The organism is Pseudohalioglobus sediminis, from assembly GCF_008370495.1.
Lineage (GTDB): Bacteria > Pseudomonadota > Gammaproteobacteria > Pseudomonadales > Halieaceae > Halioglobus.
This window is the reverse complement of sequence record NZ_VTUX01000001.1, coordinates 659,559-677,245: the sequence shown is the minus strand read 5'-3', so window position 1 is coordinate 677,245 and position 17,687 is coordinate 659,559. Positions and strand designations below refer to the sequence as shown.

15 protein-coding genes are annotated in these 17,687 nt (G+C 61.8%); 13 read left to right on the top strand and 2 right to left on the bottom strand.

All coding sequences use genetic code 11. The annotated features are described in order from the left end of the window. The first annotated feature begins 45 nt into the window (after positions 1-45). A complete protein-coding gene (gene purL / locus F0M18_RS02915) occupies positions 46-3,942 on the top strand; it encodes a phosphoribosylformylglycinamidine synthase (protein WP_149609868.1) in 3,897 nt (1,298 codons plus the stop codon). Between the two features lie 6 nt (positions 3,943-3,948). On the opposite strand, the gene F0M18_RS02910 is transcribed toward purL, so the two are convergent. Further along, entirely contained in the window at positions 3,949-6,597 is a 2,649-nt protein-coding gene (locus F0M18_RS02910; RefSeq protein ID WP_188109564.1) for an NHL repeat-containing protein, read from the bottom strand. Between the two features lie 302 nt (positions 6,598-6,899). On the opposite strand from F0M18_RS02910, the gene secD reads away from it, so the two are divergent. Together secD and secF are read left to right on the top strand one after the other, a co-directional pair. Next, a complete protein-coding gene (gene secD / locus F0M18_RS02905) occupies positions 6,900-8,777 on the top strand; it encodes a protein translocase subunit SecD (protein WP_149609866.1) in 1,878 nt (625 codons plus the stop codon). Continuing rightward, a complete protein-coding gene (gene secF / locus F0M18_RS02900; RefSeq protein ID WP_149609865.1) occupies positions 8,777-9,691 on the top strand; it encodes a protein translocase subunit SecF in 915 nt (304 codons plus the stop codon). The genes secD and secF overlap by 1 nt, the downstream gene beginning before the upstream one ends. A 139-nt stretch (positions 9,692-9,830) precedes the next feature. Here secF and F0M18_RS02895 read toward each other — a convergent pair whose 3' ends face one another. After that, positions 9,831-10,625 carry an inositol monophosphatase family protein gene (locus tag F0M18_RS02895; RefSeq protein WP_149609864.1) on the bottom strand — a complete coding sequence of 265 codons (795 nt, stop codon included), beginning with the start codon at positions 10,623-10,625 and terminating at the stop codon, positions 9,831-9,833. Between the two features lie 135 nt (positions 10,626-10,760). Here F0M18_RS02895 and trmJ point away from each other — a divergent pair, with 135 nt between their 5' ends. The 10 genes from trmJ (at position 10,761) to ndk (ending at position 17,678) form a co-directional block, all read left to right on the top strand. Beyond that, positions 10,761-11,552, top strand: coding sequence for a tRNA (cytosine(32)/uridine(32)-2'-O)-methyltransferase TrmJ (trmJ, locus tag F0M18_RS02890; protein ID WP_149609863.1), 792 nt, complete (start codon positions 10,761-10,763; stop codon positions 11,550-11,552). A 76-nt stretch (positions 11,553-11,628) separates the two neighbouring features. Continuing rightward, positions 11,629-12,102 carry a Fe-S cluster assembly transcriptional regulator IscR gene (iscR, locus tag F0M18_RS02885; RefSeq protein ID WP_149609862.1) on the top strand — a complete coding sequence of 158 codons (474 nt, stop codon included), beginning with the start codon at positions 11,629-11,631 and terminating at the stop codon, positions 12,100-12,102. Positions 12,103-12,126: 24 nt separating this feature from the next. Next, a complete protein-coding gene (locus F0M18_RS02880; RefSeq protein WP_149609861.1) occupies positions 12,127-13,341 on the top strand; it encodes an IscS subfamily cysteine desulfurase in 1,215 nt (404 codons plus the stop codon). A gap of 10 nt (positions 13,342-13,351) precedes the next feature. Continuing rightward, positions 13,352-13,738: a Fe-S cluster assembly scaffold IscU gene (gene iscU / locus F0M18_RS02875; protein WP_149609860.1), complete on the top strand. Its 387-nt coding sequence runs from the start codon at positions 13,352-13,354 to the stop codon at positions 13,736-13,738. Continuing rightward, entirely contained in the window at positions 13,738-14,061 is a 324-nt protein-coding gene (iscA, locus tag F0M18_RS02870) for an iron-sulfur cluster assembly protein IscA (protein WP_149609859.1), read from the top strand. Before iscU ends, iscA begins: the two co-directional genes overlap by 1 nt. 28 nt (positions 14,062-14,089) lie before the next feature. After that, the gene (gene hscB, locus F0M18_RS02865; protein ID WP_188109563.1) at positions 14,090-14,629 is read left to right on the top strand and encodes a Fe-S protein assembly co-chaperone HscB; all 540 of its coding nucleotides are present in this window, start codon (positions 14,090-14,092) and stop codon (positions 14,627-14,629) included. Beyond that, entirely contained in the window at positions 14,629-16,509 is a 1,881-nt protein-coding gene (gene hscA / locus F0M18_RS02860; protein ID WP_149609857.1) for a Fe-S protein assembly chaperone HscA, read from the top strand. Before hscB ends, hscA begins: the two co-directional genes overlap by 1 nt. After that, positions 16,506-16,844, top strand: coding sequence for an ISC system 2Fe-2S type ferredoxin (gene fdx / locus F0M18_RS02855; protein WP_149609856.1), 339 nt, complete (start codon positions 16,506-16,508; stop codon positions 16,842-16,844). Before hscA ends, fdx begins: the two co-directional genes overlap by 4 nt. 14 nt (positions 16,845-16,858) lie before the next feature. Continuing rightward, on the top strand, positions 16,859-17,053 hold the full coding sequence (gene iscX, locus F0M18_RS02850) for a Fe-S cluster assembly protein IscX (RefSeq protein ID WP_149609855.1): 195 nt from the start codon (positions 16,859-16,861) through the stop codon (positions 17,051-17,053). Between the two features lie 199 nt (positions 17,054-17,252). Next, positions 17,253-17,678 (top strand): nucleoside-diphosphate kinase, encoded by a 426-nt coding sequence (gene ndk / locus F0M18_RS02845; protein WP_149609854.1) that lies wholly within the window; start codon positions 17,253-17,255, stop codon positions 17,676-17,678. Positions 17,679-17,687 lie beyond the last annotated feature (9 nt).

The window sequence follows — 17,687 nt, the reverse complement described above, 5'->3', positions numbered from 1 at the left end:
CAATGGCGCCTCGTCGAACCACCCCCTCCTGGAGCAATCCACAGCATGCTTACCCTGCGCGGCGCACCGGCCCTTTCCGCTTTCCGTCTGGACAAGTTGTCACGGAAACTCACCGCTGTTCATCCCGATATCAAACTGTTGCACACTGAATTTATGCACTTTGCGGATGTCGCCGCACCCCTTGCTCCCGAGCGCGAGGCGGTCCTCGCCAGCCTGCTGGAATACGGGCCGACCATCAGCGAAGCCGGGCACGTGGCGAGCGCTGACAGCAGCTCCCTGTTGCTGGTGGTGCCCCGGCCAGGGACGATTTCGCCCTGGTCGAGCAAGGCCACTGATATCGCCCACAACTGCGGCCTCGACGAGGTAAAGCGCATCGAGCGTGGCGTGGCCTACCAGGTCTACCTGCCGCCCGCGCTGGAGCAGGACAGGCTGGACGCCGTCCTGGGATTGTTGCACGACCGTATGACGGAAACCGTGATCACCACGGTGGAGCAGGCGGAGCAGTTGTTCGTCGAGGCTTCCCCGGCGCCGATGATGTCGGTAGACATACTGGAAGGTGGGCGCGAGGCCCTGGAGCAGGCGGACCGCAGCCTCGGCCTGGCGCTTGCCGATGATGAAATCGACTACCTTGTGGACAGCTTTACCGCGCTGGGGCGCAACCCCAATGACGTGGAGCTGATGATGTTCGCGCAGGCGAATTCCGAGCACTGTCGCCACAAGATATTCAACGCCAGCTGGAGCATCGATGGTGAGGAGCAGCCGCTGTCGTTGTTCGGCATGATCCGCAACACCAATGAGCAGGGCGGTGAGAACGTGCTGTCCGCATACTCCGACAACGCCGCCGTGGTAGTGGGCCACAGGGCGGGGCGTTTCTATCCCGATCCCGAGGACTGTGAATACCGTTTCAGCCAGGAAAACATCCACCTGCTGATGAAGGTAGAAACCCACAACCACCCCACGGCGATTGCACCCTTTCCCGGCGCCGGTACCGGTTCCGGTGGCGAAATCCGGGACGAGGGCGCCGTGGGCCGCGGTTCCAAGCCCAAGGTGGGCTTGACCGGCTTTTCGGTTTCCAACCTGAATATTCCCGGCTGCGTGCAACCCTGGGAGAATGACTACGGCAGGCCCGGCCGTATCGTTTCCGCCCTGGACATCATGGTCGAAGGGCCGATAGGGGGCGCCGCGTTCAATAACGAATTCGGGCGACCCAATCTCTGCGGCTATTTCCGCAGCTTCGAGCTGGAGGCTAACGGCGCCGACGGTCGCGAGGTGCGCGGTTATCACAAGCCGATCATGATAGCGGGCGGCTATGGCAATATCCGGGAAGAGCACGTCGAAAAGGGCGAGTACAGTGCCGGCGCCAAACTGATCGTTCTCGGCGGGCCGGCCATGCTGATCGGTCTCGGTGGCGGCGCGGCCTCGTCCATGGCCAGCGGCCAGAGCGCCGAAGACCTGGATTTTGCCTCTGTGCAGCGCCAGAACCCGGAAATCGAACGCCGCTGTCAGGAGGTTATCGATCGCTGCTGGCAGCTGGGAGAGCAGAACCCGATCGCGTTCATACATGACGTTGGTGCGGGCGGCCTGTCCAATGCGTTTCCCGAGCTGGTAAAGGACGGCAACCGCGGCGGTCGCTTCGAGTTGCGCAATGTGCCCAACGACGAGCCCGGTATGTCGCCGCTGGAGATCTGGTGCAACGAGTCCCAGGAGCGTTACGTGATGGCGGTGGAGCCGCAGGACCTGGCCCGCTTCGAGGCGATCTGCCGTCGCGAGCGCTGTCCCTACGCGGTGGTGGGGGAGGCCACCGAGGCGATGCACCTGACACTCAGCGACGCCGAATTCGGCAACAAGCCGGTCGATCTGCCCATGTCAGTGCTGTTCGGCAAGCCGCCGCGCATGCATCGGGAAATTACCCGGCGCACCGTGGCGCAGGATGCGCTCAAGCTTGATGTGTCCGTAGACGAGGCCGTACATCGGGTGCTGCAGTTGCCCGGCGTGGCCAGCAAGAGCTTCCTCATCACCATTGGCGATCGCACCGTGACCGGCATGGTGGCCCGCGACCAGATGGTCGGTCCTTGGCAGGTGCCGGTGGCCGACTGTGCCGTGACGACGGTTTCCTACGATTCCTGTGCCGGTGAAGCCATGGCCATGGGCGAGCGCACACCCCTGGCGCTGCTGGACGGCCCGGCTTCTGGTCGCATGGCGGTAGCGGAGGCCTTGAGCAACATCGCCGCGGCACCCATCGCCGATATCCGTGACATCAAGCTGTCCGCCAACTGGATGTGCGCCGCGGGCTACGGCACCGAGGACGAGGCGCTGTATGACACAGTGCGCGCCGTGGGTATGGAATTCTGCCCGCAGTTGGGCATCACCATACCGGTGGGCAAGGATTCCATGTCCATGCGCACCACCTGGCAGGATGATGGCGAGAACAAGTCGGTCACAGCACCCATGTCGCTCATCGTGTCAGCCTTCTCGCCGGTCACCGATGCGCGCCTGGCAGTCACCCCCCAGCTGCAGCCGCAAGCGAGCGCCAGTCTGGTGCTGCTGGACCTGGGTCGCGGCGCCAATCGCCTCGGCGGTTCAGCTTTGGCGCAGACATTTGGCCAACTGGGGCAGTCAGTGCCGGACGTCGACAGCGGGGACCTGCGGCAGTTCTTCGAGCTGGTGCAGGAGTTCCTGCAGGCCGGCAAATTACTCGCTTATCACGACCGTTCTGACGGCGGGCTGCTGACCACGCTGGCGGAAATGGCCTTCGCCGGGCACTGCGGCCTGGAGGCCGATATCGCCGCGCTACCGGGAGACGACCTGGGCCGCCTGTTCAGCGAGGAAATAGGTGCCGTGCTGCAGCTGGCCGATGCGGATGTCGACAGGTTCTTACAGCGCGCCGCTGACCTGGGGCTGGGTGATTGCACCCATGTCATCGGGCGCGCCAGCGCAGATGACAGGCTGGTGATCAGGGACGGCGGGCGCCAGCTGGTGTCCAGCAAGCGAAGCGAGTTGCAGAAGCTGTGGGCGCGTACCAGTTACGAGATACAGGCGCTGCGCGACAACCCGGCTTGTGCCGAGGAGGAGTTCGCCCGTATTGACCTTGAAGACCCAGGCCTCTCCGCAAGCCTGAGCTTCGATCCTGCCGAGGATGTGGCCGCGCCCTTCATCAACACCGGCGTGCGCCCGTGCATCGCCGTACTGCGCGAGCAGGGCGTCAACGGTCACGTGGAAATGGCCGCCGCGTTTCATCGCGCCGGGTTTGCACCCTTCGATGTGCACATGAGTGACATTCTCGGCGGTCGTCATGATCTCGCTGATTTCAAGGGCCTGGTGGCCTGCGGCGGCTTTTCCTATGGTGACGTGCTCGGCGCCGGCGAAGGCTGGGCCAAGAGCATTCGCTTCAACGCTGCGGTTCGCGAGCAGTTCGCCACATTTTTTGCACGCGCCGACAGTTTCACCCTGGGCGTCTGCAATGGCTGCCAGATGGTGTCCACCCTGAAAGACCTCATTCCCGGCGCCGGGCACTGGCCGCGCTTCGTGCGGAACCGCTCAGAGCAGTTCGAGGCGCGCCTGGCCCTGGTACAGGTGCAGGAAAGCCCCTCAATCCTGCTGTCCGGTATGGCCGGGTCGCACCTGCCGATAGCGGTTGCCCACGGTGAAGGGCGCGCCGAGTTTTCAGGCGAACAGGCACTGGCCGACTGTGAAGCCAGCGGGACGGTGGCATTGCGCTACCTGGAGAACGACCTCAGTGTTGCCTCTCGCTACCCTGCCAATCCCAATGGCTCGCCCAACGGTATCACCGGGCTCTGCAGCGAGGACGGCAGGGTGACGATCATGATGCCGCATCCGGAGCGTGTGTTCCGTGCCGTGCAGTGCTCCTGGGCGCCCGACGAGTGGGGCGAGGAGGGCGGCTGGTTGCGCTTGTTCCGCAACGCCAGGACCTGGCTTGGCTGAGTATTCTCAGGGCCAGAATCCGGCCCTGGGTTCAAGCAGTGTCACCTGTTCGCGCAGCCCCGTGGCAATGGCGATCCTGCCACTGTTTGGGTCTATGGCAATGCCGCGGAAGTTCTGGTGGCGTCCCGGGTGCATCTCGCATGCCGGGGCGGTTTCCAGCCCGTCGTAGATCACGCCACTGATATTCCCCGAGGAGCTATCGGTTTCCAGCAGCCTGCGCCAGCTGGCGAGGTCGACATAGCCGATGGTGGAGCGGGCGTGTTTGCCGGGCACGGCACATTCATAGGCCAGGGTGAACCAGAGCCGGTCCCTCAGCCGGTCCAGTGCGAGTGAGTGCAGCTTGCTGTGGCGACCCAGGTAGGGCACGCTGATTTCGCTGAATTCACCGCTGGATTTGTCGAAGCGGAGAATGTGACGTGAGGCATATTCGCCGACATAGACGGCATCCGTGGTGACCTGCAGGTCCCATGGGAAGCCGCCCAGCTTGCCGATACTGTCATATGCGTCGAGATGGTCTTCACTGAACCGGCGCAGGATAAAGCCGGATTCTCCGGTGGCATCATAGCTGCCCAGGAACTGGCCGCTGGCGTCGGTGAACCAGATCAAACCCGCATCGGGGTCAGCTTCCAGGTGAGCGATTTTTATCGGCCTTTCGTGGGAGGGTAGCGGCAGTTTTTCCACGCAGCCATCCTGTTCCGGCGAATGACCGTCGGCACAGTACTGCATCGGCTGTGACTGCATGGCGTTGGCATCCTCCACGGTGAGCAGGTTGTCGCAGAGCCGGGGGTCGGGGACAAACGAGGACAGGTAGGCCTGGTCCTCACTCAACAGCCCGCGGCTTTCAGCCACCCAGATCCTGCCCATGAGCCCCGTAACACCGATCACCTGGTTGTCGCCCCGGCCGTCAACGTCGTCTGCAGGCATGGTATAGACACAGAAGCGGTCATCGTAGGGGGTGGTCGGGCTTCCTGCGGTTTCGGGGTTGAAGGCAATGACGCGTGAGAGATTCGGCAACTGGCGCAGCGGGTCGCTGAGCAGCGAGCCCCCCTGGGTCAACCAGATCTTGTTGTCGATAAGGGTGATCTTTTCCGCCAGTGAGGTAATCGAGCTGCGGCCCCACCACATGGCCCCCCAGTTGAAGGTGAAGGGTTTGCTGGGTGGAAAGGCGCTGCCCGGTGGTTGGTCGGCCATGCTTGCGCCAGCGGTATGGCGGGGCATTGGCAGACCCAGTATCTCCACCTCCCCCAGCACTGAAACACGTTCCAGGCTGTTGGAGTATTCCTTCAGCAGCCAGGCCGCGCCCTCGGTGTCGAAAGCAATATCCAGCGCCTGCCCCTTGCTGCGGGAGGCCAGTGCTGTGGCGGGGTAGAAATCGTCGGTGTAGGGCCTGGCCAGTACCCAGTCCATGGGTGCGCCCACACTGATGGTCATCAAATCGCCGGGCTGTGTGATGCTGTAAGCCAGCAGGTCTCCTGCTGCCACTTCTGAGACCGGGCCACTTTGCAGGTAGTGTACTTCGCCTGTGGCCGGTGCGAGCACGGAAATCATCGGGCTTTTGTCGGCTGGAAAAAGGCGCCCGATTTCCTCCCCCTCGCGGTAATTGCCCTCGCGCCGGCGCCAGAAAGCGCCACTCTTTTCAGCGGGCACGGCGTTGCGACGATTGGAACACGGTCCCTGCGGCAATAAGCATGAGTCGAGGCTGATGTGATGGTCACCCACGGTAAGCCGGGTGCCTTCTATCGTGAAAGCCGTCCCCTCTACCGGCATCACCTCCTGCGGCAACAGGGTGGCGGAAGAAAGCATACGGGCATCGCCGGACTGATTCGTAAACGATATCTCCAGCGGCTCGCCTGGCGGCACCGTCAGGTTGCGGTAACTGGTGAAGCTGTCATACCCGGCGCGGAAACCAACGCTGACGGGCGGGCTGCAGAACTTGCCAGTGCTGCCAGCAGGCAGGTGGCAACTGCGCAGACTGTAGACGTATTCCTGCTCCGCCTGGAAAGTGCCGGCCCCGATCGCATACTCCGCGCCCACGCCCGCAGGCGGGTAGCGTTCGGGCAGCCAGCCCACGGTGGCGTGGGGGCGCACCTCTACCCAGAACCCTGTCGGGCTGCCGATGGCTGCGGAGTCGCTATCGGGGGCGGTCCACGTAAGCACCTGGCCTTGCGGACGCAAGAGGTCGACGAAACCGCCACCGGCGGTCACCTGTGGGACAGCCGGCGGTGCCACGTTCACCTCAGTGCCGGCGTGGAACGATGCGTTATCGCCGATCACGGCCAGCACCCAGCGGTAAGTGCCACCTTGTTCGACCGTTACCGTGGTCGAGCAGGTGCTGTCGGGCTCATCGGGGCATCGCGCCGGCTGTGCGCCGGGGTCGCGGTAGCTCGGGTCCGTGTCGCTATAGAGGTAGACGCTGGCCCCGGGGGTGCCGACTCGCCATTCCAGGCGTATGCTGTTTGCATTGAAGACGCTCGCCCGGAAGCAGGGCGGGGCTGACGACGCGCTGCCTTCCGGCACCATCGGAGCGCACTCCCAGGCACTGTCGCTGAAGCTCTCCAGGTAAACCAGGCCCGAGGCAGCTACCGCGAGGGCACAGGTCAGTGCTGTCAGCAGTCCCGACCGTGTCTTGCCTGTGCTGGTTCCCTGGCTTGCCATCATGCTTTTCCCTGGCGACCGATTTCAGCCCGGTCACCTATTCTGCGCGACGAATACCTAGTACAAACTATATTTCATATCGCCGCCCCTTGCCCTGCGTATCCGTGTTTCCTTGACTTCCGTCAACTCAATATCGCGAGCACGCCGGGAAGCGGGAGGACTATTGTGCAGCCGCAGGTTGAATATCGCCGCAGGAGCCCCCATCACCACTACAAGCGACCTTGTGGCGAGGGTGCGAATGCTTATAATGACGCCTTTTCCGAAACGGGCCCGCCGCCCGATTCCCCTGATGAGCTAGTTACATGCTGAACAAATATCCGCTGTGGAAATATCTGCTGGTGCTTTTCATTCTTGCACTGGGGGCTTTCTACGCTGCACCCAACCTGTACAAGCCTGACCCTGCCCTGCAGATCACCGGTGAAAGCAGCGCGCAACTGATCGACCAGTCCATGCTGGCGCGCGCCGAGAAAGCGCTCGACGAAGCCGGCATTGAATACTTTGGCGAGGTGATTGACGCCGACGGGCGCAATGCCCTGATTCGCCTGCGCGATGCCGAAACGCAGTTGCAAAGCCAGGCTCTGGTGTCGCGCGCGTTGGGTGATGGCTTTATTGTCGCCCTGAACCTTGCCCCGACTACTCCGGACTGGCTCAGCGATTTTGGTGCGCAGCCGGTCAAACTGGGTCTGGACTTGCGCGGCGGCGTGCACTTCAAGCTGGAAGTGGACGTGGATGCGGCCGTGGAACGGCGTATGGAGTACTACTTTAACGCCAGCAAGCGAGCCCTGCGTGAGGCGCGCATTCGCGGCTTCGTCAATCTCGATGACAAGGGCCGCCTGGAGACCAAATTCAGGAGCGAGGACCTGCGCGAGCAGGCCCGTGACATCATCTCCGAAAATCATCCCGAGCTGATTCTCGACCGCGTGGATGAGGAAGACAGTTGGAACCTGTACGCGGTCATGTCTGAGGCGACCCGTGATGAGATCGCCGAATATGCAGTGAGCCAGAACCTGACCACGCTGCGCAATCGTGTGAATGAACTGGGCGTATCCGAACCCCTGGTGCAGCGGCAGGGCAAGAATCGCATCGTGGTGGAGCTGGCGGGTATCCAGGACACCGCGGAAGCCAAGCGCATACTAGGTAAGGTGGCCAACCTCGAGTTCCGTATGGTTGCCAGGCTGGAGGCGGCGCCTTCCGAAAAGCAGCGTTTTGAGTATCGCAGCCCTGATCGCGCGGGCATGAGTGAATGGCTGGAACGTGACGTGATCCTTACCGGTGAGCGGGTAGCCAATGCCCAGGCCAGTTTCGACCAGAATGGTCGCCCCAATGTGCAGATCAGCCTCGACAGCGAGGGTGGCATGCTGATGAGCCGTGCCACCCGGGATAACGTCGGGCGACGCATGGGCGTCCTGTTTATCGAGCGCAAGTACCGCACGCGCTATGAAGTGCAGGAAGATGGCAGCGAGATTGCGATCAAGGACCCATACGACGAGAAGAAGCTGCTGACGGCGCCGGTTATCCAGTCGGCCCTGGGTGCACAGTTCCAGATCACCGGCCTGGACAGCCCCATGGAGTCCTCGGAACTGGCGCTGATGCTGCGCGCCGGAGCGCTCGCCGCACCGATCTCCTTCGTGGAGGAGCGTACGGTCGGCCCTTCACTGGGTGCTGAGAATATCCGTCTTGGCGTTAAATCGGTGCAGATCGGCCTGGCACTGGTGGTGGTATTCATGATTCTTTACTACCGGGTGTTCGGCGTGGCGGCAGTGATTGCGCTGACCTGCAACCTGGTACTCATGCTCGCCTTCATGTCCATTATCGGGGCGACGCTGACGCTACCGGGCATCGCCGGCATCGTGCTGACGGTGGGCATGGCGGTGGACGCGAACGTGTTGATCTTCTCGCGAATACGCGAGGAGCTCAGCAACGGCCTGTCACCCCAGATGGCCATCCATTCCGGCTTTGAGCGCGCCGTGGCCACAATTCTCGACGCCAATATCACCACCTTGATCGTGGCAGTGATCCTCTACGCTGTCGGTACCGGTCCGATCAAGGGCTTCGCGGTGACACTTTCGGTCGGCATCGTTACCTCGATGTTTACCGCCATTATGGGCACCCGGGCCCTGGTTAACCTGATTTACGGTGGCCGACGTGTGCAGAGTCTGTCGATCGGAGGAGGTCACTGATGAAAACAATCGACTTTATGGGGCAGCGCAAGCTGGCCCTGGCGTTCTCCACCGTATTGCTGCTGGTCGCCATCGGTTCGCTGGCCGTGAAGCAGCTCAACTGGGGCCTGGATTTTACCGGTGGCACCCTGGTTGAAGTGAACTACAGTGAAACAGCAGACCTCAATGCCATTCGCCAGACGCTGGATGCCGAAGGCTACGCCGGCGCCATCGTGGTGAGCTTTGGCACCGATCGCGATGTCTTGATTCGCCTGCCCCAGGGCTATTCCGACGACGAGGGCGCCGAGCTGCTGGATAAGCTGCAGGATGCTTACAGCGGGACCGTGGAACTGCGCCGTATCGAGTTTGTCGGTCCCCAGGTGGGCGATGAACTGCGCGAGCAGGGCGGATTGGCGATGTTGCTGGCGCTGGGCCTGGTGATGATCTATATCGCCTTCCGCTTCCAGTTCAAGTTCGCCCTGGGCGCGGTGGTGGCGCTGATTCACGACGTGCTGATAGTGCTGGGTTGTTTCTCCGTGCTCGGCATAGAGTTCGACCTGACCGTGCTGGCTGCGCTGCTGGCGGTAATCGGTTATTCGCTCAACGACACCATCGTGGTGTCGGACCGGATCCGGGAGAACTTCCGCAAGCTGCGCAAGGTCGAGCCGGTAGAAGTGATCAACATCTCCCTGTCGGAAACCCTTGGTCGAACTCTGGTGACATCCTTGACCACCATGTTGGTGCTGGTCGCACTGGCGCTGTTTGGCGGGGAGATGATCAATGCCTTTGCCGTGGCACTGTTGATCGGTGTGGTGGTTGGTACCTACTCATCCATCTATGTGGCCGCCAATACGCTGCTGATCATGGGGGTGAACAAGGAAGACCTGATGATCCCGGTGAAGGAAGGCGCCGAACAGGAAGAGATTCTGCCCTAGCTACAGAGCCTCCGGAAACCCCCTTTTTTGTCATCCCCGCGAAGGCGGGGATCCAGGTAGGTGGCTGATTTTTCTGGATTCCCGCCTTCGCGGGAATGACAATTCAATGTACATACACGTGTTTCCGGACGGGCACTAGCTAGCCCAGCAGCGGCCGTGTTGCCTGTAGCACCGCCTTGAAACACTTGGGGTTACCGCAGACGATGTTGCCTGACTCCAGGTAGTTGTCCGAGGCGTCGATGTCCGCCACCAGCCCGCCTGCTTCTTTTACCAGCAGGGCACCGGCGGCGATATCCCATTTCTCCAGACCGATTTCCCAGAAGCCGTCCAGCCGGCCGGCAGCCACATAGGCCAGGTCGAGGGCCGCTGCGCCTCCCCGGCGAATGCCGGCACATTGCCCGGCGAGTACCTCTATGGATTTGGCGTACGCTTCCAGGCGTTCATCGCAGTGCCCCTTGAACGGTATTCCGGTGCCGAGCAGGGCGCCATCGAGGCTGGTGCGCTTGCTCACGCGCATGCGTCGCCCGTTGAGCTGGGCGCCGCGGCCCCTGGAGGCGGTGAATTCCTCCCTGCGTACCGGGTCAACGATCACCGCATGTTCCAGCTTGCCCTTGTGCAGGCAGGCAATGGAAATGGCGTAGTGGGGAATGCCGCGGGCGAAATTGGTGGTGCCGTCCAGCGGGTCGATGATCCACTGGTAATCCGCGTCAGCGTTGCCGGTAAGGCCCGTTTCCTCGCCGAGGATGGCGTGGTCGGGATAGGCCTTTTGCAGGTGATAGATGATCTCCTGTTCGGCATTGATATCGACCTCGCTGACGAAGTCGTTGACACCCTTGGCGACCACATCGATGCGGTCGAGATCATCCGAGGCGCGCACGACATTCTCGCCTGCCTTGCGGGCGGCGCGCAGCGCAATATTGGTCATCGGTTCCATGGTGTCTTCCTGAGGATGGTGCGGGCGCGCGATTATAGAGCAAAGGGGCTGACAACACTATCCAGCGTGTGCCGAATCACCACCGCCCAAGGAAAATCTGCTAAACTTCGCGCCCCCGACAGGCGCCAATCCAGCATGAATCTCGACAATATCCGCATCGTTCTCGTTAACACCAGCCACCCCGGCAACATCGGTGGTGTCGCTCGCGCCATGAAAAATATGGGCCTGTCACGCCTTTACCTGGTGGCGCCGCGCCAGTTTCCGGATGAGCAGGCCAGCTGGCGCGCGGCATCTGCCGGTGACGTACTCGATGCTGCCGTGGTCACGGCGACCCTGGATGAGGCCATAGCTGACTGCCAGTTCGTGGTGGGCACCAGTGCCCGCGGGCGGCGCATCCCCTGGCCGCTGCAGGACCCACGCAGTTGTGCCCGGCGCATGGCCAGTGCCTCCGCAACGGAGCAGGTCGCGGTATTGTTCGGGCGCGAGGATCGTGGTCTCACCAATGAAGAATTGCAGCTGTGCAACCTGCACCTGAATATTCCCACTTCTGCCGATTACAGCTCGCTCAACCTCGCCATGGCGGTGCAGGTGGTTTGCTACGAGTTGCGCATGCTGCTTGACGCCGGGCAGTTGCCCGCCAGCGAGGATGACGAGTGGGACGCGCCCTTTGCCACCCGCGACAACATGGAGCGCTTCTACCAGCATCTTGAGCAGACGCTGGTGGACGTGGAATTCCTGGATCCGGCGGCGCCGCGGCAGTTGATGACGCGCCTGCGCCGGCTGTACAGCCGGGTCAGGCTGGATGAGATGGAGTTGAATATCCTCCGCGGCATCCTCACCGAGACCCAGAAATGGGTGCGCAAGGCGCAGCCACAAGACGTTTCCGGCGCTTCCGGGGCAGAGGATTACACGCCAAAAACCAAGTAAATTGGTTGGTTTTATAGTTGACCAAAATAGTCGGTTATTGCATACTGCCCGTATAGTAATTGCAGGGGCAAAAACCATGCGACTGACGACCAAAGGGCGCTACGCCGTAACCGCAATGCTGGACCTGGCCTTACACGGCCACGACGGCCCGGTCAGCCTGGCTGATATATCCGGAAGACAGGCTATTTCCCTGTCCTACCTGGAGCAACTGTTTGCCAAGCTGCGACGTAACAACCTGGTAACCAGCGTACGCGGCCCTGGCGGTGGCTATCGCCTGAGTCGTGACCTGGGAGAGATTTATGTCGCCCAGATAGTGGACGCGGTCAACGAGGCGGTGGACGCCACCGGTTGTGGTGGCACCAGCAACTGCCAGCAGGGCGAAGTGTGCCTGACCCACCACCTGTGGTGTGATCTCAGTGAGCAGATTCACAACTTCCTGAGTCAGATCAGCCTGGCAAACCTGGTTGAAAGACGGGAAGTACAACATATATCCAGGCGGCAGGACGCCCGGGCAGGTCAGGAAGAGGCCCTGGTGCTGAGCCAGGCCTGAAAGCGGTAACGGAGCAAAGTAACGATGCAAAAGCCGATTTATCTGGATTATCTGGCGACCACGCCGGTCGATCCGCGCGTAGTGGAAAAAATGACTCACTGCCTGTCAGTCGAGGGCAATTTTGGCAATCCCGCTTCGCGGTCCCATCTTTATGGCTGGAAGGCGGAAGAAGCGGTGGAAACAGCGCGGCGCCAGGTCGCCGACCTGCTGCATGCGGACCCGCGGGAAATCGTCTGGACATCGGGCGCTACCGAGTCGGACAACCTCGCCATCAAGGGCGTGGCGCACTTCTACAGCAAGAAGGGCAAGCACATAGTGACCTCCAAGATCGAGCACAAGGCGGTGCTGGACACCTGCCGCCAGCTCGAGCGCGAAGGTTACGAGGTAACGTACCTTGACCCCGACAGTCATGGATTGATCACCCCGGAGGCGATCGGCGCGGCCCTGCGCGAGGACACTATCCTGGTGAGTATCATGCACGCCAACAACGAAATCGGCACGGTGAATGACATCGGCGGTATCGGCGCGGTGACGCGTGCAGCCGGCGTGCTGTTTCACTGTGACGCGGCGCAAAGTGCCGGCAAGATCGAAATCGACGTCAACGCCATGAATGTGGACCTGATGTCCCTGTCGGGCCACAAGATGTACGGCCCCAAGGGCGTCGGCGCGCTGTATGTGCGCCGCAAGCCGCGCGTGCGCCTCGAGGCGCAGATGCACGGTGGTGGTCACGAGCGCGGTATGCGCTCGGGCACCCTGGCCACCCACCAGATCGTGGGTATGGGAGAAGCGGCCAGGATCGCAACAGAGGAAATGGCGCAGGAAGCAGAGCGCCTCATGGCCCTGCGCCAGCGCTTCTGGGATGGCATCAAGGACATCGAAGAGGTGCACGTCAACGGTGACATGGACCAGCGCCTGCCGGGTGCAATCAACGTCAGTATCGCCTTTGTGGAAGGCGAGTCGCTGATTATGTCCCTGAAGGACCTGGCGATTTCCAGCGGCTCTGCCTGTACGTCTGCGAGCCTTGAGCCGTCTTACGTGCTGCGGGCCCTGGGATTGAACGATGAACTGGCGCACAGTTCACTGCGTTTCAGTTTCGGCCGCTTCACCACCGAAGAAGATGTAGACACGGCTGTGGCGCAATTGCGCGGCGCAGTCGGTAAATTGAGGGAGCTGTCGCCCCTCTGGGATATGTACCAGGATGGTGTTGACCTGAATACCATCGAGTGGGCAGCGCACTAGGAGAGTAATCATGGCTTACAGTGAAAAGGTTCTGGATCATTACGAAAACCCGCGCAATGTCGGCAAACTCGATGCCGCTGATGATCACGTGGGTACGGGTATGGTGGGCGCACCCGCATGCGGTGACGTCATGCGCCTGCAGATCAAGGTCAACGACGAGGGCATCATCGAAGACGCCAAGTTCAAGACCTATGGCTGCGGCTCTGCCATTGCCTCAAGTTCCCTGCTGACGGAGTGGGTCAAGGGCAAGAACCTCGACGAGGCAGCGGAGATCAAGAACACACAAATTGCAGAAGAGCTGGCTTTGCCGCCGGTCAAGATACACTGCAGCGTGCTGGCGGAAGACGCCATCAAAGCGGCGGTCAAGGACCTGCGCGAGAAGCGGGGGGAAGCTTGATGGCAGTGACCATCACCGATGCTGCTGCCCGACACGTGGCCTCCCAGTTGGAGAGCCGCGGCAGGGGGTTGGGGGTGCGCCTTGGCGTCACCACCTCCGGCTGTTCGGGTATGGCTTACGTGCTGGAGTTTGTCGATGAGCCCGCGCCGGAGGACAGTGTCTTTGAAGCGCACGGGGTAAAGGTCTTTGTCGATCCGAAAAGCCTGGTCTACCTCGAGGGAACCGAGCTGGACTTCGAGCGCGAGGGGCTCAACGAAGGGCTGGTATTCCGCAACCCGAATGTCTCGGCAGAATGCGGTTGCGGAGAGAGTTTCACCGTATAATCCCGCCCTCCTGATTCGGGCCAGAGCCATGTCTTCCCCCAATTTCTCCCAGAACTATTTCGAGCTTTTCGATTTGCCTGTGCAGTTCAGTGTCGACACTGAACTGCTCGGCCAGCGCTATCGACAGCTGCAGCAGGAACTGCACCCCGATCGTTTCGCAGCGGCCGCAGGGCATGAGCAACGCGTGGCGGTACAGTACTCTGCTCTGGTCAACGAAGCCTACGCCACTCTGCGATCGCCGCTGAAGCGCGCGTTGTACCTGCTGGAACTGGGCGGTATGAGTGAGCAGGAGGTCAGTGCGCAGCAGCTCGACGGCGGATTCCTGATGGAGCAGATGGAACTGCGCGAGAAACTCGAGTCGTTGCACGACCTGGTGGATCCGGACACGGTGCTCGAACACCTGGTCAGCGAAATCTCCGGAGATATCACCACGCACCAGGCGGAATTTGCGTCCGCATACCAACAATCCGACCTGTCCGCCGCAGCCAGCGCATGCGTGAAAATGCAGTACCTGCAAAAGCTGTTGCAGGAAGCAGAGCAGGTCGAAGCCGACTTGATGGAAAGCTGATGGCGTTAATGCAAATAGCCGAACCCGGCCAGTCACCCGTACCGCACCAGACCAGGCTTGCGGTGGGGATTGACCTGGGTACCACCAATTCCCTGGTGGCTACAGTGCGCGGTGGGCGTGCAGAGGTTCTGCCAGACGCCGAGGCAGCGGTCATGCTGCCTTCGGTGGTCAATTACACGCAGCCCGGCCAGGTGCAGGTGGGCGCCAGTGCCCTGGCCATGGCCAGTCAGCACCCCGGTGATACCCTGGTCTCGGTGAAGCGCTTTATGGGGCGCGGCCGGGCAGATGCCCAGCAGGAGGCCGAGCGCTCCCACTACCGGCTGGCCGGGGGTGATGAGGGCATGGTGCGCTTCCTTACGGCGTCCGGCGAGGTCAGTCCGGTGCAGGCCTCGGCTGCCATTCTTTCCGTTTTGCAGCAGCGCGCCACTGAGACCCTTGGCGGTGACATCGAAGGCGCGGTGATTACTGTGCCGGCCTACTTTGACGATGCGCAGCGCCAGGCCACCAAGGATGCTGCCACGCTGGCCGGTTTGCCGGTGCTGCGCCTGCTGAATGAGCCCACCGCGGCGGCGGTGGCATATGGCCTCGACGCCCAGGAAGAGGGCGTGATTGCGGTCTATGACCTGGGCGGTGGCACCTTCGATATCTCCATACTGCGGCTGCATCGCGGCGTTTTTGAAGTGCTGGCCACCGGTGGCGATACAGCCCTGGGTGGGGATGATTTCGATGCCGCAGTCGCCGGCTGGGCCCTGCAGCAAAGCGAATTACCGGCAGTGGAACCGGGCCAGTACCGGGCCCTGCACAGCCTGGCGCGTAAGGCCAAGGAGCGGCTCTCCAGTGAATCCAGTGTGACCTTGTCTCTGGAAACCATCATCCCGGGTGCAGAGCCACTGACCCTGAGCCGGGAGCAGTTTGAAGAGCTGATCCAGCCCCTGGTCAAGCGCACCCTGCGCGCCTGCCGTCGCTGCCTGCGTGATGCCGACGTGGGTGAGGTGGACGAGGTCGTCATGGTGGGTGGTTCGACGCGGGTGCCGCTGGTGCGCGAAGCCGCTTCCGCGTTCTTCCAGCGCGAGCCGCTAACGGATATCGACCCGGACCAGGTGGTGGCGGTGGGGGCTGCCATCCAGGCCGACATCCTGGTGGGCAATCGCCCGGAGGGCGACCTGCTGCTGCTGGACGTGATCCCGCTGTCACTGGGCCTGGAAACCATGGGCGGACTGGTGGAAAAAATCGTGCCCCGCAATACCACCATTCCGGTCACCCGGGCCCAGGAATTCACCACCTACAAGGATGGCCAGACGGCGCTCGCTGTACATGTGGTGCAGGGAGAGCGGGAACTGGTCAGTGACTGCCGCTCCCTGGCGCGCTTTGAATTGCGCGGCATTCCGCCCATGGTCGCGGGCGCCGCGAGAATCCTGGTGACCTTCCAGGTCGATGCAGACGGCCTGTTGCACGTCTCGGCCAGGGAGCAGGCCACAGGCGTGGAGAGCAGTGTCACCGTCAAGCCCTCTTTCGGCCTCAGTGACGAACAGATTACCGAGATGCTGCAGGCCTCATTCAGCCATGCCGCAGACGACAAGGCGGCGCGCCAGCTGGCCGAGTTGCGTGTCGATGCCAATCAGTTGCTCGACGGCCTGGATGCGGCGCTGGCCGCCGATGGCGCGGAACTGCTCAATGAAGCGGAGTGCGAGGCGCTGCATGCACGCATGAATGCACTGCGCGACGCGGTCGCGGGTGAGGACGGCAACCTGGTGCGTCGGTTAACCGAAGAGCTCGGGCGCGCCAGCGAAGCATTTGCCGCACGGCGAATGGACAAGAGCATCAAGCAGGCCTTGTCGGGCGTCAGCCTGCAAGAGCTGGATCAGGAGGTAAGCCAATGACCCGTATAGTGGTCCTGCCCAATGAGAACCTGTGCCCGGAAGGCGCCGTTATCGAAGCGGAGCCGGGTGAAAGCGTCTGTCGGGCGCTGCTGCGCAACGACATCGAGATCGAGCATGCCTGCGAGATGTCGTGTGCCTGCACCACTTGCCATGTGATCGTGCGCGAGGGCTATGACTCCATGGAGGAGCCCGACGAACTGGAGGACGACTACCTGGACAAGGCCTGGGGCCTGGAGCCTGATTCGCGCCTGTCCTGCCAGGCAATCGTGGACGATGAAGACCTGGTGATCGAGATACCACGCTACACTATCAATATGGTGTCAGAACGGCACTGAGCGGAGTGAAGAGCATGCGCTGGACAGATATAAACGATATTGCCATTGAGCTCTGTGAGGCACATCCCGAGGTGGACCCGCTGAGCGTCAATTTTGTCGATCTGCGGGCCTGGGTGCTGGCTTTGCCTGAGTTCGACGACGACCCCAATCACAGCGGTGAGAAGATTCTGGAGGCGATACAGGCCGCCTGGATCGAAGAACGGGACTGATTTCCCGGGAAATATCCCCCATGCCCCCGGGGTGGTGAAAAACACCACTGTTATTACGCCCCGGGCCGCGCCTTCAGGGTGAAACGCCCTCCTAAAATCCGTATAATTGCGCGGTTTTACCTGCGCCTGCCCAGGTGGCCCGTTGCTGACGGTTCACCGGCCCGGCGTTTATTCAAGCAATGTAACTGGAGACCCTCCCATGGCAGTAGAACGCACCCTGTCCATCATCAAGCCAGATGCCGTAGGCAAGGACATCATCGGCAAGATTTACTCGCGCTTTGAAAGCAACGGCCTGCGCATTGTTGCGGCCAAAATGCTGCGTCTCTCCGACGTGGTTGCGGGGGGCTTCTACGCAGAGCACCGCGAACGCCCATTCTTCAAGGACCTGGTCGAATTCATGACTTCGGGCCCGGTCGTGGTGCAGGTGCTGGAAGGCGAGGGCGCCATTGCCAAGAACCGCGAACTGATGGGGGCCACCAACCCGCAGGAAGCGGCCGAGGGCACTATCCGTGCCGATTTCGCCTCCAGCATCGACGCCAACGCGGTGCACGGCTCTGATTCGCCAGCATCTGCTGAGCGCGAGATCGCCTACTTCTTCGCTGCCAGCGAAATCTGCGAGCGCTAGAGAAGACCC